The organism is Brevundimonas vitisensis (assembly GCF_016656965.1).
Lineage (GTDB): Bacteria > Pseudomonadota > Alphaproteobacteria > Caulobacterales > Caulobacteraceae > Brevundimonas > Brevundimonas vitisensis.
This window is the reverse complement of record NZ_CP067977.1, coordinates 1242857-1264249: the sequence shown is the minus strand read 5'-3', so window position 1 is coordinate 1264249 and position 21393 is coordinate 1242857. Positions and strand designations below refer to the sequence as shown.

Below are 21393 nucleotides of genomic sequence, written 5' to 3'. Positions count from 1 at the left end.
CAGCAGCTTGGAGGGCTTTGGTTTCTCGATCATACGACCGTTCCTGTCCAAAGGACCTTGCCGATGATGGCTAGGTCGTCGGCTGCGTCACCGGTGACCAGCTCGGGCGGGTAGTTCTCGTTGTCGGAGATGATCTCGATGCCGTCGAGGCGGCGGCGCAGGCGCTTGATGCGCAGCTCGTCGCCCGTGCGGAAGGCGAAGACCCCCTCCCGCAGTCGAACATCCTTCAGATCGGTCAGGACGCGAGCCCCGTCGGCAATCTTGGGATGCATCGAATCGCCTTCGGCTATGAAGACCGCCAGCCCATCGGCGGTGGTGCGGCCAATGTCGCGCAAAAGGCCACGATCGAAAGGCATTTCCCCGATCACCTCGGCCGCATCGGCGAAGGCCGCGACGCCAGCGGCCAGGCGGACGTCATAGATGGGCACGCTCAGATAGCCGCTGGCGGCCGCATTCGGTGAGCCGCGCCCAGTCGCCAGCCAGATCAGATCGGCCCCAACTTCTCGCGCAAGCCGGATAGACGCGTCCAATCCCGGATCGGCACCTTGCAGGATCCGCGACAGCGTCGAGGTCGAGATATCGGCTCTCTTGGCCAGATGTGCCTGCTGCATTGAACCCATAGCGATTTTGAGCCGTGCGCCAAAACCGGACGTAGGCTCCCATGCCTGATGATCGTTAACCGTTGACTGTCCCATAATTGGCTATTAGCGTCCCGGAAATGGGATTCGCGTCCCAGGGGAGAATGACGTTTGACCAAGCCTGCGCACAAAGAACGGATAAAGGCGGACCTGAGGATCAAATTCGGGACGCTGCGTGCATTTGAAGAGCGCCAAGGCTTGCCCGCCGACTCGACCCGCGACGTCCTGCGTGGCCGCAAATCGCTTCGCGTCGAGACCGCCATCGCGGGTGCCTTGGGCAGGCCGATATCCAAACTGTTCCCGCATAGAAAAGCCGATCATCCGCGCGGTATCGAATCCACAAAACGGGATGATACCCCTCAAAAGCGGGACGCGCACCGTCTAACGACGCGGGGCTTTTAGACATGGCCCGCCGCGTCATCCCCGCCGTGCCGATTGCCGCCCAGCTGATCGCCGTTCGCCGTGCCGCCAGCAGCGCGGCCGTCGTCGCCCATGAGGCCAAGGCGATCAGCCGGAGCCACCGCGCCAAGGCGACGGCACACCGCGATGCCCTGGCCCAGGCCGCCGCCACCCTGATGGCCGTGCGCGATAGCGCCGAAGCCCTGTCGATGCTGCCCCAGGCCCAGAGAGACAAGCTGGCGACCGCTCTGGTGGCCGGTGGCTATCGCGCGGTGCTGATCGAACAGCCCGCCTCGATGGAGGCTGTCCATGACTGAGGTCAGCCATCCGATCGCGCGGTCGATCTATCACCTGCCGCTGGACCTGATCGACTGGGACGGTGGCCTGCGGCCGCTGGACCCGGTCTGGGTCGAGGCCCTGGCGGCCATGATGAAGCGGGACGGCCAGCGCCGCCCGATCGAGGTGCACCCGACGCGGAACGGCCGGTTCAAGGCCATGGCCGGTCGCCATCGCGGTGCGGCGGCGGCGCTGCTGGGCTGGACCACCATCGATGCCGATGTGCTGGACCTGGATGCCCTTGACCGGCGCGCGACCGAGGTCAGCGAGAACCTGCACAAGCTGGGCCTGTCGCCACTGGACCGGGCGGCATTCGTCGCCGAACAGGTGTCGATCGAGAAGGCCCGGGCCGGGGTGTCGGAGGATGTGTCGGCCCAATCCGTGGCCGCCACGGCGCGCTGGGCTGATCGGATCGGAAACGAGGCCGACGATGCGAGTCGCATCGTGAGACTCGCATTCGGTTTTGCCGATGCCACGGCTGAAAAGGTCGGCCTTTCCCGCGCATCGATCTATCGCGACCTGGAGCTGCACCGGGGCCTGATGCCTGATGTGGTCGAGGCCATCCGGGCCCTGCCGGTTGCCTCCAATGCCAGCCAGCTGCGCGCTCTGGCCCGCCTGCCGGAGCGTGAACAGCGCGAGGTCGCGGCCCTTGTGGTCGACGGGACGGCCAAGGGCGTCACCGAGGCCGTGGCCATGATGCGCCAGCGGCCCGTGAAGTCGCCCGAGCAGAAGGCCGTGTCGGCCATCCGGGGCAACTGGGCGCGGCTGTCCGAGCGGGAGCTGAAGGCCTTGATCCGCGACCTGCCGATGCCGCGCGGGGTGGTCCTGGTCATCGACGGCGAGACGATCGGGGGCGAGGCATGAGCCGCCCCCTCCTGGCCCAGGGCGTCAGTCTGGTCGTGTCCCGCCATGCCGAGGTCTATGTCGAGTTTCGCGACGCAGCGGGGAATGTGTTCGCGATCGCCGGGCTGACGCTGGGCGCGGCCGAACAGGTCCGGGACCAGATGATCGACGCCTGCCACCGGGCGGCGACGGCCTCGGCCCCAACCGGGGTGGTGCACTGATGCCCAAGCGCACGCCCGCCTTCGATCCGGCACAGATGGCCTTTGGCTTCGAGCCGCCCAAGACGCTGGCGTCCGACGGCATGCTGGAAGGGATCGAGCGCCAGATCACCAGTGCGGTCGCCCTGATCCTGAAGGACGACGACCGCGACCGGTTCGATGTGGCGGCCGCTATGAGCCGAATCGCCGGAACCGACATCACCAAGGGCATGCTGGACAAGTATTCGTCTGAGGCCAGCGAAGACCACAACATCAGCGCCGGGCGGTTCCTGGTGATGGTGGCGGCCACGGGCCGTTACGACGTGCTGGAAGCCTTCGTCCGCAAGATCGGCTGCGCCCTGGTCGTGGGCGAGGAGGTCCTGACCGTCGAGCTGGGCCATGTCGCGGCCCAGATCGAGCGCCTGCAGGAACGCCAGCGTCACCTGAAGCGCGCCGCCCCCGCCATCACGCGCAAGGGACGGACCGGATGACGGTGCTTCATACCCTTTCGATCATTTCTCCGACCACTGCCTTGCCTGCTGGAGGAAAGCAGTGGTTCACGGCGGCCGAGCTGGCCGATCTGAAGCTGCCGGGCCTTTCGTCGGCCAAGCGCAAGATCAATGAGCTGGCCCAGGCCGAACGCTGGGCCCTGCGCACCGACGCCACGGGGATGCCGCTGTGCCGCCCGCACCGCGGTCGGGGCGGCGGGGTCGAATATCACATCGCCGTCCTGCCGCCGGCAGCCTCGACGGCCCTGGTCCGCAAGGGCCTGGTGGGCGACGCGGCGCAGTCGGCGGCCCAGGGCGAGGCCGCCAATGACGCGCCGGTCAGCCAGCTGTGGTCCTGGTTCGACCAGCAGACCGAGGCCGTGAAGGCCGATGCCCGGGCCAAGCTGGCGATCATCGACCAGGTCGAGGCCCTGGAAGCGGCCGGGCTGAACCGGTCGGCCGCGATCGCCACCGTCGCCGCCCGATCGAAGGTCGGGGCGTCGACGATCTGGACCTATTTTTCGGCTATCGCCGGGGCGGAACCTCACGATCGCCTGCCGCGCCTGGCCCCCCAACGCAAAGGCGGAGGGGAGACCGCCGAGGTCGATGCCGGGGCATGGGCGGTCTTCCTGTCGGACTATCTGCGCAAGGAAGGCCCCCCGACCCTGTCGTCGGTCTACCGGCGGGTCCAGAGCGAATACTGCGCGCCGCGCGGGATCGTCCTGCCCCACATGAAGACCCTGAAGCGCAAGCTGGAGCGGGAAGTGCCGCACCCGGTGATCATCTCGTCGCGCTATGGGGCCGACGCCCTGCGCGCCGTCATCCCCGCCCAGCAACGGACCGTTGCCGATCTCTCGGCCATGGAGCTGGTAAACATCGACGGCCACAAGTGGGACGTCTTCGTGCGCTGGCCCGACGGCTCGATCGGTCGCCCCATGATGGTCGGCATCCAGGACGTCTACAGCCGCAAGATCCTGGCGTGGCGCATCGGCGAGACCGAGTCGGCCGTGCTGACCCGGTTGGCCTTCGCTGACCTGTTCCGCGACTTCGGCATCCCCAAGGCCTGCCTGATGGACAACGGCCGGGCCTTTGCGTCGAAGATGATCACCGGCGGGGCAAAGAGCCGCTTCCGGTTCAAGATCAAGCCCGAGGAGCCGACCGGGCTGCTGACCTCGCTGGGCATCGCCATCCACTGGGCGCTGCCGTTCAGGGGCTCCTCAAAGCCCATTGAGCGCGCCTGGCGGGACCTGTGCAACAGCGTCGCCAACCGGCCAGAATTCGCCGGGGCCTATACCGGCAACACGGTGCTGAACAAGCCGGAGAACTATGGCCAGAAGGCCGTGGACCTGGAGGAGTTCAAGCGGGTCGTCGCCCTGGGTATCGAAGCCCACAACGCGCAGCTGGGCCGCAACACCGAGATGGGCCGGGGCCAGCACAGCTTCGACCAGGTGTTCGAAGCCTCCTATGCCACCGCCTCCGTCGGCAAGGCCAAGCCGGAGCATCTGCGGATGGCCCTGCTGGCTTCCGATGTCGTGCGGTGCGACCGCAAGGACGGCTCCATCAAGGCCTATCAGAACATCTACTGGTCGCCCGCCATGAGCGCCCTGGCCGGCCAGCGGGTGATCGTCCGGTTCGACCCCGACGACCTGCATTCCGAAGTCCATGTCTACAGCCTGAACAACGCCTATCTGGCCTCCGCGCCGCTGCAGGAACGGACCGGTTTCCTGGATGTCGCCGCCGCCGGCCGCCGCGCCCGCCAGGAAGGCGAGCTGCGCCGCAACACCAAGCGCCAGACCGAGCTGCTGGGACTGATGCAGGGCGAGAAGCTGGCGGCCCTGCTGGCCAGCGACCCGAAGGGGCCCATGCCGGTCAGCCCCAAGGTGGTTCGTCCCGTCAGAGCACGCGGACAGATGGCCGCCGCCCTCAAACCCGTCACCCAGGAGGCGTTCACGCCCGATGCGGTGGCATCCCCCGAAACCCTGACCGCCCCGGAACGGTGGGCCGCCGCGATGGACCGGTTGAACCCGGTCGCGCCGCGTCCGCCGGCCCTTCGACTGGTCGACGAATGAGTTCGGGCGCGAGGGCTGGAACCCCTCGCGCCCGTGGTTGGGCCTGCAAGGCCCTGTAGTCAGCAAGGAACGCCTAGCATGAACGTCACACGCGGCAAAGAGACCTTCACAGAGGAGGAGATGCAGGAGCTGCGCGACCGCCTGTCCGCCTACAAGGCCGAGAAAGGCCTGACCTGGCCACAGGTCGGCGACAAGGTCGGGGTCAATCGCGTCACCATCCAGCTGTTCGCCAGCAACAAATACGGTGCGGACAACCGGGACCTGGCCTTCAAGGTCAACCGGTTCTTCCTGGCCGAGGATGCCGCCGCCCAAATGGCGCTGCAGGCGCCGCTGGTTCCGGACTTCACCTGGACACCCACCGCCAAGGCGATGACCCGCCAGCTGCAGTGGGCGCACCGGGGCAAGATCTCGGTCATCACCGGCGACCCCGGCGTCGGCAAGACCGCCACCTTCGAGCAGTACCTGCAGGACACGCCGAACGCATTTATGGTCACGGCCGACAAGTCGACGACCGGCGTGACATCCCTGCTGCTGGCGATGCTGAACGCGGCGGGCAATGTCTCGCGGCTCGGCGGTCGCGCCTACACCTTGAAGACGCTGCTTCTGGAGCGCCTGCAGGGCCTGAACCCGCTGATCATCATCGATGAGGCCCAGCATCTTGAGGATGACGCGGTCGAGATGGCGCGCGCCATCCACGACGCGCTGAAATGCGGCCTGGTTCTGGCCGGCAATACCGAGATCATGCGCCGGGTCAGTCGCGGTGCCCGCACGCCCGCCTTCGCCCAGCTGCACAGCCGGGTCAGCTGGCCTCAGCACTACAAGCGCCCGACCCAGACGGACATCGACATCATCCTGCGCGCCTGGGGCGTCACCCGCGCGGACGAGATCGCCTTCCTGCGCGAGATCGGCGCGCTGCCGGGCGGTCTGCGCTCGATCACCATGACCCTGGAGATGGCCACGCTGGGGGCCACCGCGACCGAAGAGCCGCGCGTCCTCGGTCACCTTCGCGAAACCTACGAACAGCGGGTCGCCCCGCTGCTGGCGGCAACATGAGGAGCGATCCGATGGCCGAACACACTGACGATCTGGATCGCATCGAGGCGGTCCTGGCCGACCTTGGGACCATCGTCCGGCGAGCCGGTGCCGAGACCCTGTCCGAGGAGGACTTCCGTGGCTTTGCGAGCCGGGCCCGGCGCAACCTGATCGCCCTTCGCGCCAGTCTGCGGGCCGATCGCGAGACCGACATCGAGGCTGGCGGCGGTTTCGAGCTGACGGGTCTGGGCCTGACCACCCTGGGTCAGGCGCTGAGCGACAGCGCCGATCAGCGACGCGCCTCGATCAAGGCCCTGGCCTCGCGCATCGACGGGCTGATGACCGGCGCGGATCTGGCCCGGCTGCCCCAGGGCGTCACCCGGGCCCGTGTCTGCGGGGCCCTGGTGGTCATCGACGGGGGGCGGTCATGACGCTGGGCCGCCGCTCAGGAGGCTTAGCCTCCTCGACCCGACGTCGGCCGGGCCCGCTCGCCCGGTGGCTTCGCTTCCTGGCCCTGCTCTGGGGCCCGGGGGCACCGGAGGTCCGCAGCCGCCGCACCCATCCCCGAATCCAATCTCAAACGAAGGACTGAAACCATGATCGAACAGACCACTACCACGCCGATCGAGGCGGCTCCCGTCCCGGGCGGCCGTGTCGAACTGAACGGCCAGATCTACTGGACCGATGCCAAAGGGGCCCTGATCCCCGCCGAGATCGTCAAGCCGACCGATCAACTGGTCGACGAACAGGTCCGCAAGATCATGGGCTTCGCGGTGCCGCTGAACGCCCAGGTCGCCCGGTTCAAACAGCACACCCTGAATGACGTCGCCGACCTGATGGCGGTGCTGGCCCAGGAGTATTCGACCAAGATCGGCGGCGAGAAGGGCAATGTGACCCTGACCTCGTTTGACGGCACCCTGCAGGTTAAGGTCCAGGTCCAGGAGCGGCTGACCTTCGGCCCCGAGCTGCAGGCGGCAAAGGCCCTGGTCGACGAGTATCTGACCGAACTGACCGAGGACAGCGGCCCCGAGCTGCGCGGCATCGTCCACCATGCCTTCCGCACCGACCAGTCTGGCCTGGTCAACCGGGCCGAGCTGTTCCGCCTGCTGCGCTACGAGATCCCGGACGAGCGGTGGCAGTCGGCCATGAGGGCGATCAAGGACTCGATCCGCGTCGACGGCACCAAGGAGCATGTCCGCTTCTATCGCCGCGCCGATGCCCGCGCCCGCTGGGAGGCCGTCACGATCGACGTGGCGGACGCCTGATGATGTGGCTGGACCTGATCCTGCAGGGCTTCCTGTCCGGCCTCGGCTGGTGGTTGTCGCTGGTCTTGGTGGTGGCTTTAGTCGTCGGGGTCGCCCGGTTGCTCAACCGGCGCAAGGACCGCAAGGCCCACCCGATGGATGCGGACGAAGAATATCAAGCCTGGCTGGACGGGGCCTGGTGATGGCGCTGACCTACGAACAGTCACTGGCGATCATCCGTACCGCGACCCTCCTGGGGGGCTGGGCGCATGTCCTGGCCCCCTTTGAGGCCGAGCTGGCAGGCGAGGTCGTCGCCCGATTCCGCGTGTCGCCCGAGCGGATGACCCTGACCGATAACGAATGGCGCGTGATCCAGGAGGCGGTGGCCGCGATGACCGCCGCCAGGACCGAAACCCCGGACCTGCGAGGGGCGGCCTGATGGTCGCCCCCAAGGCCCTTGCGGATGCTCCGGCACAGGCTGGGTTCGCCCAGCCCGTCCCCGATCACCCGCGAAAGGACAGCCGGATGAAGACGATGCTGACCGCCGACACCATTGCCGCCGCGATCGTGGCCTCGACCGCGACCTATGGCGACCACCCGATCAAGGCTCTTCTGGCGAAGTCAGGCAAGCCACGTCGCGGCCTGGCCCCAGCCGTCCAGGCGCTGATCTTCGCCACGGGAGCGCCATCAGAGCGGGTGTTGGCGACGATCGGCATCATGACATCCACCTATAGGGCAGCCATGCGGGGAGCGGGGTCGGACTATTTCCGCGCTTATGCGGCGGCGCTGAAGGCGCTGACGCCCGATGTGCCGCCGGTCACTGACCGCAAGATCGATCATTCCGATGCCATCCGCGAGGCGCTGAGGCGTCGGCATGCGTCCGGAGCGCCGTCCCCCTCCGCCGGCCAGATCGCCGCCCAGGCCCCCGCCCAGGTCGCCCCCTGCGTTTGGCCGATCGGGACGCCGGGCGAGGCGGGTTATCGCAACTGCGGCGAGCCGGTCGTCACCGGCCGAGGCTATTGCGCGGATCACTGCAAGGCCGCCGGCCTGAAGCCGACGCCCAAGGTCGTGCGGACCCTCGGCCGGGTGGCCCGCCCCTATGGCACCCGCGATCTGGAGTCTGACGCCGCATGACCCGCGTGATCGCCCGACGTGTGCTTGACGCCGCCGCCAGCCAGGTCGGTCTGAGCGTTGACGACCTGACCGGCCCGAGCCGCAAACTGCCGCTGGTCTGGGCCCGCGCCCGGGCCATGCTGGTCATCCGGCGCTACCGCTCCGACCTCAGCTACAAGACGATCGGTGCCCTGTTCGGCGGTCGCGATCATTCGACCGTGCGGCACGCCGTCGCCGAGGCGCAGAAGCGTCTGGCGTCCGGTACCGGCGACGCGAGCCTGACACAGGAACTGCTGGACCTGTTCGGCCGGGACGCCGCGCCGGCCCTGAGACGGGCCATCGAAACGACCGCCTTCCGCCTCGCCTGGATGCAGCAGTGCCTGGCTGTGGTCGAAAGGCCCAGGGCATGAGCCGCAAACGGTCTTCGCGGCCCAGGGCCCACTGGCTGGTCTGGTCCCCGGCCCTGGCCGACGCCTTTCGCCTGGGCGCGATCGGCGACTGGACGCCGCCTCGCCATGTCCGCGCCTCCCCGGGAGCGCAGCAGATGACCCTGTCGGCCCGGTTCACGGACGCCGATGGCCAGGTCATGATGGCCCGGCTTCGCCTGCGCCGGGACGCCCATTCTGGCGGCTGGGACAGTGTTTCCGAAGAGCTGTCGCTGCCCGTGCTGACCATCAAAGGAGGGGCGACATGATCCGCCCCGCCAAGGTCGAATTCTATCTGGGCACCGACCAGTACGCCCGCCGGACCAACCTGAAGGGCTTCCTGCAGACGAACGGCCAGTATAGCTGGGCGATCGTCAGCGAGGCCGTAAATCAGCGTGACGAAGGCGAGACCATCCGGTCGTTGACGACCGCCCAGCTGGTCGAGATCGGCCTGGTCGCCGGCCAGATCGAGTCGCTGAAATGACCCGCCGCCCCGCCGTCGTGAAGGTGCAGATTGCCCGCAAAGAGCTGGGCTTGGCCGAGGATGACTATCGCGCGATCCTGCTGCGGCTGACCGGCCAAACGTCCTCGGCCGAGTGCAATGACGCCGAGCTGGGCCGGGTGCTGGACGAGTTCAAGGCGAAGGGCTGGACGCCGAAGGTGGTGGCCGGCGGCCGGAAAGCCAGAAAGCCGCAAAGCCAGAAAGGCCGACCGATCGCCCCCGCCGACCATCCAGCGGCGAAGAAGGCGCGGGCCCTGTGGCTGTCGCTGTGGAACCTGGGCGAAATCCGCGACCCGTCCGAGACGGCGCTGGAGGCCTTTGCCCGCCGCCAGCTGAAGGTCGAGCGTCTGCAGTGGGCCGATCAGGGACAAACCTACAAGCTGATCGAGGCGCTGAAGGCCATGGCCGAGCGGGCCGGCTGGTCGCAGGACGTGACGGGCCTGTTGCCCGGGGCGGACGCGGTCCGGGTTCTCATGGTCAACCTGATCCGCGCCCAGGAGACCCGGCTCTACGGTCGGGCCGGGTTTGTCGGCCACGCCTTCCCGCATGAATACCTCGACACGCTGATCCGCCGGCAGGGCGAAGAGATCCGCTGCCTGCCCGAGAACGCTCGGTGATCCATGGCGCTGGACCTTCTCACATGGCCGGAGATCAGGGAGGCGGAAGCCGCCCTGGCGTCGGCGCATGTCGAGCAGGCCGAGGCTCAGCGCCGCTATCGCCTGTCGCCCCATGGGCAGAAATCGGCACGGCTGATCGCCCTTCAAGCGGCCGTTCAACGGTCCCTGGAGGCCGAGCTGCAGCTGGCCCGCGTCAGACGGTCGGAGGCGTGACGTGAACGCCCGGCACTTCAGCGACTGGGAAAGGGTGGTCCAGCTGGTCGGCGACGATGGAGCCGCCGCCTTGTCCGCCGCCTATGCCGGTTCGCGGATCTATGTCCCGCGCTTTCTGGGGGCCCATCACCCGATCACCCAGTGCGTCGGACCGCAGGCGGCGGCGCAGCTGGTCGCGGCGTTCGGTACCAAGACAATCGACGTTCCCATCAGCCTGGGCCGCCGCGCGATGATCGTTCAGCTGTTGTCAGCGGGCGAGTCGATACCGAACATCTGTCGCAGGGTTGGCGCCAGCCGCCGGACCGTGTTCTACGTCAAGGCGGCCGAACGCGGCGCGGACGACGATTCCGATCAGCTGGGCCTGTTTTCTACCGACTGACGACCGGGCTAAGGGTGCAAGGTTGCACCCCTCAACAGGATGATGGGTGCCCCGTAGCTTCGGCCGGTGAACGCCCAGACCCCCAGACCCGTTTCATCGCCTGCCGGCACGCCTTCGCAGCGCCTGTCGCCGCATTTCTCGCTGGCCGAGATGACGCATTCGGCGACGGCCGCGCGGCGCGGGCTGAAGAACACGCCGCCTCCGGCTGTCATCGAGGTGCTGACCCGGACGGCTGAGCGGATGGAAGAGGTCCGGAAGGCCCTGGGCGACAAGCCGATCAGCGTGCTGTCCGGCTATCGCAGCCCGGCCGTGAACAAGGCGGTCGGGGGATCGCCCACCAGCGCCCACATGACCGGCCACGCCATCGACTTTATCTGCCCGGGCTACGGCACGCCGGCACAGGTCGTCGCCCAACTGCGCGCCTCGCCCCGCATGGGCGGGTTTGACCAGATCATCGAAGAGTTCGGCGAGTGGATCCACATCGGATTCGGTCCGGGCCAGCGCGGCCAGGTCCTGTCGGCCCGCCGGTCCGGCGGCCGCACCGTCTATGTGCCGTTCGGAACGGGCCAATGAACGAAGCGACCCTGACCCAGCCGACCCCGCGCCTCGTCGAGGTGCAATGGGTCTGGCGCCGGAGCTGGTCCTTCCTGGTGACGGTGATCGCCCTGGTCATCGTCGCCGGCATCGTCTGGTGCCTGGGCCAGCCGGGCGTGGTCGACCTGCAGGCGCGGGCCCTTCAGGGCGTTGCCTATGCCCTGATCGGACTGATCGTCTTCGTCGGCCTGATCTATGTCGTCGGGGCCACGGCCTATGAGCTGGTCCAGCTGATCCAGGCCGCCAAGGTCGACCTGGCGGGACGGAGGGCCGCGTCATGATCCGTCTGGCGCTGGCCGGTGTGGCCATGTCCGCCCTGCTGGGCAGTCTGGTCGTGGTCAAGTCGATCGAGGAGCGGGGCCTGCGCAAGGTGATCGCCGCCGCCCGCGCCTGTGACCAGGCCCTGACCGAGGCGGACCGGTTCGACCAGTCGCTGACCTGCTCGCCCGCCGTCCTGACCCTGGTAGCCCAGCGCGACACCGCCCAATCCCAAATGGCAGCCCTGAACGACGAGCTGCTGAAGACCCGTGCCGACCAGGCCGACGCCCTTGCCCGCGCCGAGGCGCGCGGCCGAACCCAGACCCAAAGGACCCAGAGTGTTCAGACCCGCCTTGATGCCGCGCCGCGCACTGATTCCGGCCTTGGCCGCTGCGATGCTGACTGCCTGTCACGGCTCGGCCGCGACTGAGGCTGGACCCATCGTCGAGGTCCGCTCCGAGACGATAGTGACCTGCCCGGCCGAGCTGCTGATCCCCGTCCAGCCCCGCCCCGCCGTCCCGGCCGGGGCGGTCGTCGAATTCAATGCCGAGGGCGCGACCTGGCTGGCGTCCGAGATGGCCTGGGGCGAGGGCGGATGGGCCCGGCTGATCGACGCCCAGGGGCAATGCCCCAGGCCCGCTGCCGAGGCTGCCGACTGATGGACGACGCCGATCGCGCCCAGCACGTCAGCGACCAAATCGTGGAGCGCATCATGGCCCAGGCCCGGGCCCTGAACGCGGCCCCTCCCGTCGATCGACCGGGGCCGCGGATCTGCATCGACTGTCCCGACCACATCGAGGCGGCCCGTCTGGCCGCCAATCCCGGCGCCCTGCGCTGCACCCCTTGCCAGGCGGAGGCCGAGGCGGCCCGCCGTGGAGCCGCCGCGTGAGAGATTTGCTTCCCTATTTCAGCCTGGCGATCGCCGTGATCGCCTGCTGCATCTCTGGCTGGGTGGCCATCCGGGCCGGGCGCTGGCGCGACTCCGAGGCCGCCAAGGCGCTGGTGGACCGGATCAGCGGCGTCGAGCGGACGGCGGGCCTGCATGCCCAGCGGCTGGAGCAGATCGAGGAGGACATCGCAGGGCTTCCTACCAAGGCCGACTTCGCCCGGCTGGAGGGCGAGATCGTCTCGACATGCCGCATTGCGGACCGGACCGAGCAGGCGGTGCTGCGCCTCGAAGATTACATGATGAGGGGCGGCCGGTCGTGAGTTACGCCGAGCATCTTGCGGCCAACCGTCGCCTTTGCATCCTGCAGAACCTTATCGCCGACGAGGGCCACGGCAGCGAGACTGCGATCGAGCAGACTCTGCGCGCCCAGGGGCATCACGCCAGCATGTCCCGGGACCATGTCCGGGAGCTGCTGAAGGACCTGAAGGCGCTCGACGCAGTCACAATTGACTATTTCCGTGACACCCTGATGGTCGCCCATATCACCGAGCGCGGGGTGGCGGTCGCCGAGGGCCGCATCACCGTCGATGGCGTCGAGAAGCCCCCGATCGGGAGGCGCTGATCCATGGCCCGCCGTCCCGAACGTCCCTCCAGCATCGACCGGCTGCCTGAAGAAATCCGGGCCGAAGTCGGCCGCCTGCGCGTCCAGGGCCGGACGATCGACGAGATCCTCGATCATCTGAAGACCATGGACGTCGACGTCTCGCGCTCGGCGCTGGGCCGCCACGTCAAGCGGATGAGTACGGCGCGGGAGCGGATGAAGCATTCGCGAGAGATGTCCATTGCTCTGGTCTCGCAGTTCGGGGACCAGCCCGACAACCAGCTGGCCCGGCTGAACCTGGAGCTGATGCACGGGGTGGTCATGCAGACCATCATGGCCACGGCCGAGGACGAGGACGGGGAGGCCCAGCCGGTCACCTTCACCCCCGAGGACGCCCGCTTCCTGGCCGACGCCCTGGCCAAGCTGGCCTCGGCCGAGAAGATCAATGCCGACCGGACGCTGAAGCTGAAGGCCGAAGCGGCCAAGGAAGCGGCCACCGCTGTCGAGAAGGTCGCCAAAAGAGAGGGGCTGTCTCCCGAAACGATCGCCCTGCTGCGGTCCGAGATCCTGGGTGTGAAGACGTGACGCCTGCCGCCACACAGACGGCCGTCACCACTGAAGCGACCGGCGTCCTGGCGGTCCTGCTGCCCTACCAGCAGGAGCTGCTGGCGTGCAAAGAGCCCGTCGTCGTCTTCGAGAAGAGCCGCCGCATCGGCATCAGCTGGGCCGCCGCCTGCGAGGCCGTGCTGGTATCGTCGGCTGCTGTCGACGGCATGGACACCTTCTACATCGGCTTCGAGAAGGAGATGACGCGCGGTTTCATCGACGACTGCGCCTTTTGGGCCGGGCATTTCAAGGTCGCCGCCGCCGACGTTGACGAGTTCCTGTGGGACGACAGCGACAAGGATGGCGAGCGGTCGATCCAAGCGTTCCGAATCAAGTTCGCCTCGGGCCATACGATCGTCGCCCTGACCAGCCGACCCCGCAACCTGCGGTCCAAACAGGGCTTCGTCATCCTGGACGAGGCGGCCTTCATGGACGACCTGCCCGGCATGCTGAAGGCGGCCTTCGCCCTGCTGATCTGGGGCGGTCGGGTCTGGATCATCTCGACCCACGACGGGGTGGACAACGCCTTCAACCAGCTGGTCGAAGACTGCCGCGCGCTGAAGAAGCCGTTCCGACTGTTTCGCACCACCTTCAAGGAGGCCTTGGCCCAAGGCCTCTACAAGCGGATTTGCGAGAAGACCGGCAAGACCTGGTCGCCCGAGGCCGAGGCCGAGTGGGAAGCCGGCATTCGGAAGATCTACGCGCCCAACGATGCCGAGGAGCTGGACGTCATTCCGGCCCAGGGCTCGGGGGTCTTCATGACCCGCAACCTTATCGAGTCCTGCGCCACCGCCAAGGCTCCGGTCCTTCGCCTGAAGTGCCCGCCCGGATTCGATCTGCTGCCGAAGTCACAGCGCCGGTCCTATATCGATGCTTGGCTGGAACAGGTTGTCGCCCCCGAGGTCGGCAAGCTCAATAAGCGCCTTCGCCACGTCTACGGCCACGACTTCGCTCGCTCGGGAGACATCAGCGCCTTCGTGCCGATGGCCATCGAGGCCAATCTGGACCGCACGGTGCCCTTCGTCGTCGAAATGCGGAACGTGCCGCATGAGCAGCAGAAACAGGTCTGCATCTGGATCGTCGACCGGTTGCCCCGATTCAGCGCCGGCAAGAACGACGCCAACGGAAATGGCAACTACCTCGGCGAGGCCATGCAGCAGGAGTACGGCGAGGCGCGCATCGAGAAGGTGATGCCGACCCAAGGCTGGTACCGGGAAAACATGCCGCCGGTGAAGGCTGCGTTCGAGGACAAGACGATCGCCATCCCGGCTGACGAACCGGACCTGGTCGATGACCTGCGCCAGATCATTATGATCAAGGGGGTGCCGATGGTGCCCTCTGACGCCCACACCGAGGGCGCAGATGGCGAGCCCCGTCACGGTGACTTCGCCGTCGGCTTGTGCCTGGCCCACGCGGCCAGCCGGGCCGAGGTGCCCGAGATCGACTATCGCGCGGTGCCCCGCGCCAACGCCCTCGATAACGGTCGCTACCGGGACGATGACGACGACTTCAGCCGCCGGCATGGCGGAGCCTTCGCGCGCCGCGATGAAGGCCGCGCAGGCTTCAACAAATCCAAAGGAGCCTGGTGATGGTCGGCAAGCCGCCCCCCCTCGTCGATCGCCTGCTGCGCCCGATCGACTTCGGGCGTCTGAAGGAAGAGCATTCGGCACCGTCGGTTTCGGGCGTGCGCTCGATCGTGTCCAGCCATCCGGCCCAGGGGCTGACGCCCGATCGGCTGGCCTCGATCCTGCGCGAATCCGAAAACAGCAGCCCTCTGCGCTACCTGGAGCTGGCCGAGGAGATGGAGGAAAAGGACCTCCATTATCTGGGGGTGCTGGGCACGCGGAAGCGGGCGGTTGCCCAGCTGGAGATCACGGTCAAGGCCGGGTCGGACGATGCTGCCGACCAGAAGGCGGCGGACATGGTCCGCGAATGGCTGGAACGCGACGAGCTGGAGACCGAGCTGTTCGACATCCTGGATGCGATCGGCAAGGGGTTCAGCCGGACCGAGGTCATCTGGGACATGACGGCCACGGCCTGGACGCCGGTCCGGCTGGAGTGGCGGGACCCGCGCTGGTTTACCTTCGATCCGGTCGATGGGCGCACGCCGCTGCTGGTGGATGGCGGGGCGTCGGGCAATGCCTATGGCGAACCCCTGCCGCCGTTCAAATACATCTGCCACGACCACAAGGCCAAATCGGGCCTGCCGATCCGGGGCGGCCTGGCCCGGGCCGCCGCCTGGGGTTACCTGTTCAAGAACTACGCCCTTAAGGACTGGGTGTCCTTCGCCGAGATCTTCGGCCTGCCGCTGCGGGTCGGGAAATACGGTGCCGGCGAGACCGAGGAGAACATCCGCCGGCTGATGCAGGCAGTCACCGACATCGGTTCGGACGCGGCCGCCGTCATCCCCCAGTCGATGATGATCGAGTTCATCACCGCCGGCGGGGCCACAGGCACGGTCGACCTTTACGAGAAGATCTGCGAATACCTGGACAAGCAGGTCTCCAAGGCCACCCTTGGCCAGACCGCCACGACGGATGCCGCACCGGGCGCAGGCCTGTCCGGGTCCGGATCGCAGCACGGCGACGTCCGCGACGACATCAAGCGGTCGGACGCCAAGCAGCTGGCGGCGACGATCAACCGCGACCTGATCACACCCTATGTCCGGTTGAACCTGGGCCAGGAGGTCAGGCCGCCCAAGCTGACGATAGGCCAGGCCGAGGCCTGGGACCCCACGGTCATGATGCCGGCGGTCCAGACCTTCGTGTCCATGGGCGGCCGCGTCGGCATGTCGGCCATCCGCGACAAGCTGGGAATCGAGGACCCCGGCGAAGAAGAGGCGCTGTTGCAGGCCCCGTCATCGGCGACCCCCGAAAATCCGCCGCAGGAGCCCCTTGAGACCCCCGGGGGGCGGCCGACTATCGCGCGAACCCCACAAACGGGCTCCAGACCCCTCTTAGAGCCTCTTAAGCGGCCTTTCGGTCCCGAGGCGAGGGCGGCAGCGGCGGTTCTCGCCGCACGGGACCCGATCGACGACCTGGTCGATGACAGCCTGGGCGACTGGAGTGACCTGGCGATCGGCGTCATCGGCCCGGCCGAGGATCTGGTGGCCGGCTGCAGCAGCTTCGAGGAACTGAAGGCCAGGCTGGCGACTGCCCTGGGCAGGATGGACAGCCGCCAGGTCACCGAGCGGCTGGCCCGGGCCAGCTTCAACGCGCGCCTCGCGGGCATCGCGGGCGTCAGTCTGATCGAAGAGGAAACCCCGTGACGGCACCCCTGATCGCCGAGGGCGGCATCTATCGGCCGGACGGCAGCGCCATCTGCCGCATCGGCCAGACGGCGGTGCTGGAGCTGCAGCTGGCCGAGCCGGGCAATACCGGACCCTTCACGCCCGCCGACCTGTCGGGGCGGTTCTTCGTCCAGCGGCTGTTCGATAAGGCCGGGGCCGTCCTGGTCGAGATCGAGGCCACGCGGCCCGACGATCTGACGGTGCGGTTCGAGCTGACGATCGAGGAGGGCTATCTGCCCGGTGCGCTCGCGGCGGCCGACCTCACCCATGCCATCGTCGAGCTGCTGGACGGCGACCAGGAAGACGACGTCCTGACCCGGCCCTTCTCCATCCGCCGGCTTCGGTCCGGCCTGCCGATCGCCCGCTTCGAGATCGGAGCCCCGGACCGGCTGGTGGTCCGCTATGCCGGGTCCAAGGGCGCGTCGGCCGCCGAGGAGATGAAGGCGGCCGGCCTTATCGATCAGGCGACGCCCGACGCCCTGGCCGACTGGCTGCGCGCCCCTGCACTGGAAGCGGCAGCGGCGGCCCAGGCCAAGATCGAGGAGACGGAAGCTGCGCGGGTAGCGGCCCAGGCCGTGGTCGATGACCTGGACGAAACGATCGCCGGTGCCGGCGCGGCCCAGGTCACGGCGATCGTTGAGGCGGCCGATGAACAGATCGCCAACGTGGCCCAGGTGTTCGGAGCCCGGGATTACGCCGGCAATGCGGATGCCCTGTCGAATGGTGTGGCTTCGCTCGCCGCCGTCGTTGCTGGCACTGGCGGTACCAACGGCACCTTTGCCCTAGGCTTTTCCGGCGGCGGAGGCACCGGGGCGGCGGGCGTGTTCGTGGTCGCAGGAGGGGTGGTGGTCAGCACGATGCTGACGGCCCCCGGGCGCGGCTATACCAGTGCGCCCACGGTGTCGTTTGCCGCCTCGGCCGGGCTGACCGGGGCGTCGGCCACGGCGGTCCTGGCCCAGAACCGGCCCGCCGGAACCTTCTGGCGCATCAAGGCGGCGGGCGGGTTCGAGGTGTTCGAGAATGTGGCGGGCACCGCCACCAGTCGCGGCATCTATCCCGACAAGGCCGCCGTCGATGACGTGATCGAGAGCCTGACCGAACGGACGACGCGCGGACGGACGGTCGATCCGATCACCGGCACGAGCGCGGCGGCGGGCACCTTCGTCGATGCCGTGCCGATGACGGCGGACTATGAGGTCGAGACGATCCGGGTCTGGTGCGCCACGCCGGGGGCGACCCTGACGCCGCAGGCCTGGTCCCGGTCCGGCACGACCATGACGCTGGAAGCCTCGGGCCAGACCTTTGTGCTGTCGTCCGGGCTGAACGTCCTGACCCTGACCACGCCGCTGACGGTGCTGGCGGGCCAGTATGTCGGCTGGGACGGGTCGGCGGGGCACATGACCTATACGTCCGCCGCCGCCGATGGCGTGGGCTGGTGGGGCGGGGCGGCAGGCGCAACGAGCTTCAGCGACGCCAGCTTGGACACGGCCATCCGGTTGCAGATCGGGTTCGGCCTGAAGCGCCGGGCCGTGACGGTGGAACGGTTCGCGGCGCTTGAAACCGGGACAGCCGAGGCGCTGGCCGCCGCCGCCGATGGCGTGGCCGCCAAGGCCGCCCTGACCGCGACGTCTGTGCGCGGACGGGCCGTCGCGCCGATAACCGGATCCAATGCCGCTGCCGGCAACTATATGCTGGGCGATGCCCTGACCGAGCCGCTGGACCTGTGGCGCGTCCGTGCCCGATGCGCGGTGGCGGGCAATCTGACCATCCATCGCCGGACCCGCAGCGGCACGGCGAACAGCGACAGCCTGGGCAGCGTCGTGGTGCCGCTGGCGGTCGGTGACAACACCATCGAACTGTCCAGCGTCCTGGCCTTTGCCGAGGGCGAATATGCCAGCCTGTCGGCGGCGGCGAGCGGCGTCCTGGTCTTCACCAGCAACACGGCCGACGGGGCCGGATACTGGACCGGGGCCAGCGGATCGGCCGGGTTCACCGATGCGACGCTGGACACCAACTATCGCCTGGAGATCGGGCTGGACTTCAGGAAGACGCTGGACGTGCCCGCCGCCCTGAATGAGGTCCGCGCCGGACAGGGGGCGGTTGCCGCCTGGGCCCGTGGTTTCGGCGGGATCGACCCGCGCCGCCTGCCCGGCGTGATGACCGCGCCGCCGACCCGCACGATCGGGGCCGCCGATGCCGTCAGCGCCATCACCGGCGGGGCCAACACCGCCGTCACCCATGCCGCGACCAGTGCCAGCCTGAGCCGCATGGGCGGTGTCTGGGCGGCGCAATCGGACGCCAGCTATCAGGCCACGCAGCGAAGCGGCGGACGGGTGCGGTTCATGACCGATGCCGAGACGTTCGAACTGCGCCTGCGGTCCTCGACCGGCCGGGGCGTGTCGGTGGCGATCGACGGGGCGTTCGTGACCGATCAGCCGTGGGGGGCGGGCATGGTGCCGGGGGGCAATCACCTGGTCCGCTATGACTTCGGCACCAATGTCGAGACGCGGGCGGTCATCGGCCTGGCCAATCTGACCAATGGCGGCACGGGCCATGCCGTGGGGGATGAGATCACCCTGGGCACCGCCGGGGGCGCGGTGGCGGTGACGCCGGCCGTGCTGAGGGTCGCGGCGGTGGCGTCGGGCGTGATCACGGCGGTGACGGTCAAGACGCCCGGCGTCTATACGACCACGGCGGGCCCGGCCCAGCCGCAGGCGTCCACGACCGGCAGCGGCACCGGGGCGTCGTTCGCCCTGATCTGGCAGAAGCTGCAATCGACGCGGCGGATGCGCGCGATCGAGGTGACGCTGGACTTCGGCTGCTGGTTCGGCGGCCTCATCGTGCCCGCCAATACGACCGTGTCCCCATGGCCGGAAGCGACGAAGCCTGCGCGCCTCGTCGTGGCGGGCGACAGCCTGACGGAATATGCGTTCGACAACCATCCGGCCGGCAACTGGTCCGAGACCCTGGCGAACGCGCTGGGCCTGCATGAGCGGTTTGCCCGCTATGGCGTGTCGGGCCTGGGCTGGGCCAAGACGGGGGCGCAGTTCCAGAGCCACCGGGCCAATGTCGCGGCCCTGGGCGCGGACGTTCTGGTGATCGCGCTGGGCGTCAACGACAAGGAGACGTCGACGCTGGCCGCGACGGTGACCGCGCGGGTGACGGCGGACCTGGACTATCTGCTCGCCAGCAATCCGAACCTGTTGATCGTGGCCCTGACCGGATGGGAGGCGGATGCCACCTATCAGGCGGCAGTGCTGGACGGGGTGGCGGCGGCGTCGGATCAGTCGCGCGTGCGGGGCGTGAACCTGCAGACCCACGGCATCTATGTCGACGACGGCACGGGCGAGGGCTGGCGTTCCACGGACGACCTGCACCCCGGCCAGCAGGGCATGGACAATCTGGGCCGCGCCATCACCCCCCTGGTGGCCGAGGCCATCCAGTCGATGGTGGGCTAGTGGCCGATCCGGTCCGCCTTCAACCCCTGCCGCCCGAGGAGGCCATTCGGTTCTTTCGGTCCAAGGGCCTGGCCTCCAGCTTTGCCTGGCAGGACGTCTGGCAGGAGGAGCATGCACGCGCCTTTACCGTGGCCAAGGCCATGGAACGGGCGGTGCTGGAGGATATCCGCGCCGCCCTGGACGACGCCCTGGCCAATGGCACGACGTTCGAGACCTTCAAGGCCGAGCTGCGTCCCCAGCTGGAGGCGCGGGGTTGGTGGGGCCGCCGTGAGATGACCGATCCCCTGACCGGGGTGGCGAGCGAGGTGCAGCTGGGATCGCCGCGCCGGCTGAAGACGATCTTCGACATGAACCTGCGGACCGCCTATGCGGCCGGCCGCTGGGAACGCATTGAGGAATCCAAGGCCCTGTTGCCCTATCTGGTCTTCACCACGGTGGGCGACAGTCGGGTGCGGCTGGAACATCGTGCCTGGGACGGCGTCTGCCTCCCGGTCGACGATCCATGGTGGGCCACCCACTACCCGCCCTGCGGCTGGGGCTGCCGCTGCACCACCATCCAGGTCAGTGCCCGGACGGCGGAGCGTCGCGGGCTGAAGATCGGCGAGACTCCACCCCGGTTCCCGCCCCGTCCCTATACCAATCCGCGTACCGGCGAGGTGACTGTCATCGAGGGCGGCATCACGCCGGGCTTCAGCTACAACGTCGGCCAGGCCTATCTGAGAGGCCAGTCCCCGACCCTGATAGGTCCGGACGCGGAGGTGAGCAACGCCACGGCCGTGACGCGGTCCACCGCGATCGCCGCCTTCCTGGCCGGGTTCGGGTCCGAAGCTGGGGCCAACGACAATGCCAAGGAAAAAGACCGCGTCTGGCTGGACCGCGACGGTTATCCGCAGGTGGTCGGCCCGGGCCTGTTCGCCGGTGCCGGCGGGCGTGAGCTGCCCCTGTCCACCGATCAGCTGCTGCAGCTGGCGGCCGTCGGCCGGGTTCTGCGCGAACCGGTCTCGACCAGCTGGGTCTGGGTCCGGCGGGGCGAGGCCGCTCCAGTGCTGCTGAAGCGGTATCGCCGCGACGGCCTGGTCGTGGACATGGCCTCGGGCGGCGGGTCCCCGGCCTGGCGATTCCAGTCGGCGGCTTGAACGGATGCTGAGACGCGGCATAGGGTCCGTTTAGAGGCCGCTCAGTTCGGCCATCAGGGTGCAAGGT

General features: G+C 68.4%; 31 protein-coding genes. 30 read left to right on the top strand and 1 reads right to left on the bottom strand.

Features of this window, described 5'->3' with window-relative positions:
- Positions 1-29 precede the first annotated feature (29 nt).
- Complete coding sequence (locus JIP62_RS06380) at positions 30-611, bottom strand: LexA family transcriptional regulator (RefSeq protein ID WP_201104072.1); 582 nt, start codon at positions 609-611, stop codon at positions 30-32.
- A 138-nt stretch (positions 612-749) separates the two neighbouring features.
- Here JIP62_RS06380 and JIP62_RS06375 point away from each other — a divergent pair, with 138 nt between their 5' ends.
- The 30 genes from JIP62_RS06375 (at position 750) to JIP62_RS06230 (ending at position 21326) form a co-directional block, all read left to right on the top strand.
- Complete coding sequence (locus JIP62_RS06375) at positions 750-1040, top strand: helix-turn-helix domain-containing protein (RefSeq protein WP_201104070.1); 291 nt, start codon at positions 750-752, stop codon at positions 1038-1040.
- Between the two features lie 2 nt (positions 1041-1042).
- Positions 1043-1354 (top strand): hypothetical protein, encoded by a 312-nt coding sequence (locus tag JIP62_RS06370; RefSeq protein WP_201104068.1) that lies wholly within the window; start codon positions 1043-1045, stop codon positions 1352-1354.
- The gene (locus JIP62_RS06365; protein ID WP_201104067.1) at positions 1347-2237 is read left to right on the top strand and encodes a ParB/RepB/Spo0J family partition protein; all 891 of its coding nucleotides are present in this window, start codon (positions 1347-1349) and stop codon (positions 2235-2237) included. The genes JIP62_RS06370 and JIP62_RS06365 overlap by 8 nt, the downstream gene beginning before the upstream one ends.
- Positions 2234-2437: a hypothetical protein gene (locus JIP62_RS06360; protein WP_201104065.1), complete on the top strand. Its 204-nt coding sequence runs from the start codon at positions 2234-2236 to the stop codon at positions 2435-2437. Before JIP62_RS06365 ends, JIP62_RS06360 begins: the two co-directional genes overlap by 4 nt.
- Complete coding sequence (locus JIP62_RS06355) at positions 2437-2904, top strand: hypothetical protein (RefSeq protein WP_201104063.1); 468 nt, start codon at positions 2437-2439, stop codon at positions 2902-2904. Before JIP62_RS06360 ends, JIP62_RS06355 begins: the two co-directional genes overlap by 1 nt.
- On the top strand, positions 2901-4970 hold the full coding sequence (locus JIP62_RS06350) for a transposase domain-containing protein (protein WP_201104061.1): 2070 nt from the start codon (positions 2901-2903) through the stop codon (positions 4968-4970). The genes JIP62_RS06355 and JIP62_RS06350 overlap by 4 nt, the downstream gene beginning before the upstream one ends.
- Positions 4971-5048: 78 nt before the next feature.
- The gene (locus tag JIP62_RS06345; RefSeq protein ID WP_201104059.1) at positions 5049-6023 is read left to right on the top strand and encodes an AAA family ATPase; all 975 of its coding nucleotides are present in this window, start codon (positions 5049-5051) and stop codon (positions 6021-6023) included.
- 11 nt (positions 6024-6034) lie between these two features.
- Positions 6035-6433, top strand: coding sequence for a hypothetical protein (locus JIP62_RS06340; protein ID WP_201104057.1), 399 nt, complete (start codon positions 6035-6037; stop codon positions 6431-6433).
- Positions 6434-6598: 165 nt separating this feature from the next.
- Entirely contained in the window at positions 6599-7267 is a 669-nt protein-coding gene (locus JIP62_RS06335) for a DUF3164 family protein (RefSeq protein WP_201104056.1), read from the top strand.
- Positions 7267-7449: a hypothetical protein gene (locus JIP62_RS06330; RefSeq protein WP_201104054.1), complete on the top strand. Its 183-nt coding sequence runs from the start codon at positions 7267-7269 to the stop codon at positions 7447-7449. Before JIP62_RS06335 ends, JIP62_RS06330 begins: the two co-directional genes overlap by 1 nt.
- Positions 7449-7685, top strand: coding sequence for a hypothetical protein (locus JIP62_RS06325; RefSeq protein ID WP_201104052.1), 237 nt, complete (start codon positions 7449-7451; stop codon positions 7683-7685). Before JIP62_RS06330 ends, JIP62_RS06325 begins: the two co-directional genes overlap by 1 nt.
- Complete coding sequence (locus JIP62_RS06320; RefSeq protein ID WP_201104050.1) at positions 7685-8380, top strand: hypothetical protein; 696 nt, start codon at positions 7685-7687, stop codon at positions 8378-8380. Before JIP62_RS06325 ends, JIP62_RS06320 begins: the two co-directional genes overlap by 1 nt.
- Positions 8377-8769, top strand: a complete 393-nt coding sequence (locus JIP62_RS06315; protein ID WP_201104049.1) for a helix-turn-helix domain-containing protein — start codon at positions 8377-8379, stop codon at positions 8767-8769. The genes JIP62_RS06320 and JIP62_RS06315 overlap by 4 nt, the downstream gene beginning before the upstream one ends.
- Entirely contained in the window at positions 8766-9053 is a 288-nt protein-coding gene (locus tag JIP62_RS06310; RefSeq protein ID WP_201104048.1) for a hypothetical protein, read from the top strand. The genes JIP62_RS06315 and JIP62_RS06310 overlap by 4 nt, the downstream gene beginning before the upstream one ends.
- The gene (locus tag JIP62_RS06305; RefSeq protein ID WP_201104047.1) at positions 9050-9268 is read left to right on the top strand and encodes a hypothetical protein; all 219 of its coding nucleotides are present in this window, start codon (positions 9050-9052) and stop codon (positions 9266-9268) included. The genes JIP62_RS06310 and JIP62_RS06305 overlap by 4 nt, the downstream gene beginning before the upstream one ends.
- The gene (locus JIP62_RS06300; protein ID WP_201104046.1) at positions 9265-9903 is read left to right on the top strand and encodes a regulatory protein GemA; all 639 of its coding nucleotides are present in this window, start codon (positions 9265-9267) and stop codon (positions 9901-9903) included. The genes JIP62_RS06305 and JIP62_RS06300 overlap by 4 nt, the downstream gene beginning before the upstream one ends.
- 3 nt (positions 9904-9906) lie before the next feature.
- On the top strand, positions 9907-10116 hold the full coding sequence (locus JIP62_RS06295) for a hypothetical protein (RefSeq protein WP_201104045.1): 210 nt from the start codon (positions 9907-9909) through the stop codon (positions 10114-10116).
- A 1-nt stretch (position 10117) separates the two neighbouring features.
- Positions 10118-10495 carry a helix-turn-helix domain-containing protein gene (locus tag JIP62_RS06290; protein WP_201104044.1) on the top strand — a complete coding sequence of 126 codons (378 nt, stop codon included), beginning with the start codon at positions 10118-10120 and terminating at the stop codon, positions 10493-10495.
- 66 nt (positions 10496-10561) lie between these two features.
- Positions 10562-11068 carry a D-Ala-D-Ala carboxypeptidase family metallohydrolase gene (locus JIP62_RS06285; protein WP_201104043.1) on the top strand — a complete coding sequence of 169 codons (507 nt, stop codon included), beginning with the start codon at positions 10562-10564 and terminating at the stop codon, positions 11066-11068.
- Positions 11065-11370, top strand: a complete 306-nt coding sequence (locus JIP62_RS06280; RefSeq protein ID WP_201104042.1) for a hypothetical protein — start codon at positions 11065-11067, stop codon at positions 11368-11370. The genes JIP62_RS06285 and JIP62_RS06280 overlap by 4 nt, the downstream gene beginning before the upstream one ends.
- Entirely contained in the window at positions 11367-11777 is a 411-nt protein-coding gene (locus JIP62_RS06275; protein WP_201104041.1) for a hypothetical protein, read from the top strand. The genes JIP62_RS06280 and JIP62_RS06275 overlap by 4 nt, the downstream gene beginning before the upstream one ends.
- Positions 11743-12006 carry a hypothetical protein gene (locus JIP62_RS06270; RefSeq protein ID WP_201104040.1) on the top strand — a complete coding sequence of 88 codons (264 nt, stop codon included), beginning with the start codon at positions 11743-11745 and terminating at the stop codon, positions 12004-12006. Before JIP62_RS06275 ends, JIP62_RS06270 begins: the two co-directional genes overlap by 35 nt.
- A complete protein-coding gene (locus JIP62_RS06265) occupies positions 12006-12236 on the top strand; it encodes a TraR/DksA C4-type zinc finger protein (RefSeq protein WP_201104039.1) in 231 nt (76 codons plus the stop codon). The genes JIP62_RS06270 and JIP62_RS06265 overlap by 1 nt, the downstream gene beginning before the upstream one ends.
- Positions 12233-12556, top strand: coding sequence for a hypothetical protein (locus tag JIP62_RS06260; protein WP_201104038.1), 324 nt, complete (start codon positions 12233-12235; stop codon positions 12554-12556). Before JIP62_RS06265 ends, JIP62_RS06260 begins: the two co-directional genes overlap by 4 nt.
- On the top strand, positions 12553-12858 hold the full coding sequence (locus JIP62_RS06255; RefSeq protein WP_201104037.1) for a VpaChn25_0724 family phage protein: 306 nt from the start codon (positions 12553-12555) through the stop codon (positions 12856-12858). The genes JIP62_RS06260 and JIP62_RS06255 overlap by 4 nt, the downstream gene beginning before the upstream one ends.
- A 3-nt stretch (positions 12859-12861) precedes the next feature.
- Positions 12862-13422 (top strand): DUF3486 family protein, encoded by a 561-nt coding sequence (locus tag JIP62_RS06250; protein ID WP_201104036.1) that lies wholly within the window; start codon positions 12862-12864, stop codon positions 13420-13422.
- Positions 13419-15032: a hypothetical protein gene (locus tag JIP62_RS06245; protein WP_201104035.1), complete on the top strand. Its 1614-nt coding sequence runs from the start codon at positions 13419-13421 to the stop codon at positions 15030-15032. The genes JIP62_RS06250 and JIP62_RS06245 overlap by 4 nt, the downstream gene beginning before the upstream one ends.
- Complete coding sequence (locus tag JIP62_RS06240; protein WP_201104034.1) at positions 15032-16711, top strand: DUF935 domain-containing protein; 1680 nt, start codon at positions 15032-15034, stop codon at positions 16709-16711. Before JIP62_RS06245 ends, JIP62_RS06240 begins: the two co-directional genes overlap by 1 nt.
- Positions 16708-20190, top strand: a complete 3483-nt coding sequence (locus JIP62_RS06235; protein WP_201104033.1) for an SGNH/GDSL hydrolase family protein — start codon at positions 16708-16710, stop codon at positions 20188-20190. The genes JIP62_RS06240 and JIP62_RS06235 overlap by 4 nt, the downstream gene beginning before the upstream one ends.
- A complete protein-coding gene (locus JIP62_RS06230) occupies positions 20190-21326 on the top strand; it encodes a phage head morphogenesis protein (protein ID WP_201104032.1) in 1137 nt (378 codons plus the stop codon). The genes JIP62_RS06235 and JIP62_RS06230 overlap by 1 nt, the downstream gene beginning before the upstream one ends.
- The last annotated feature ends 67 nt before the right edge of the window (positions 21327-21393 follow it).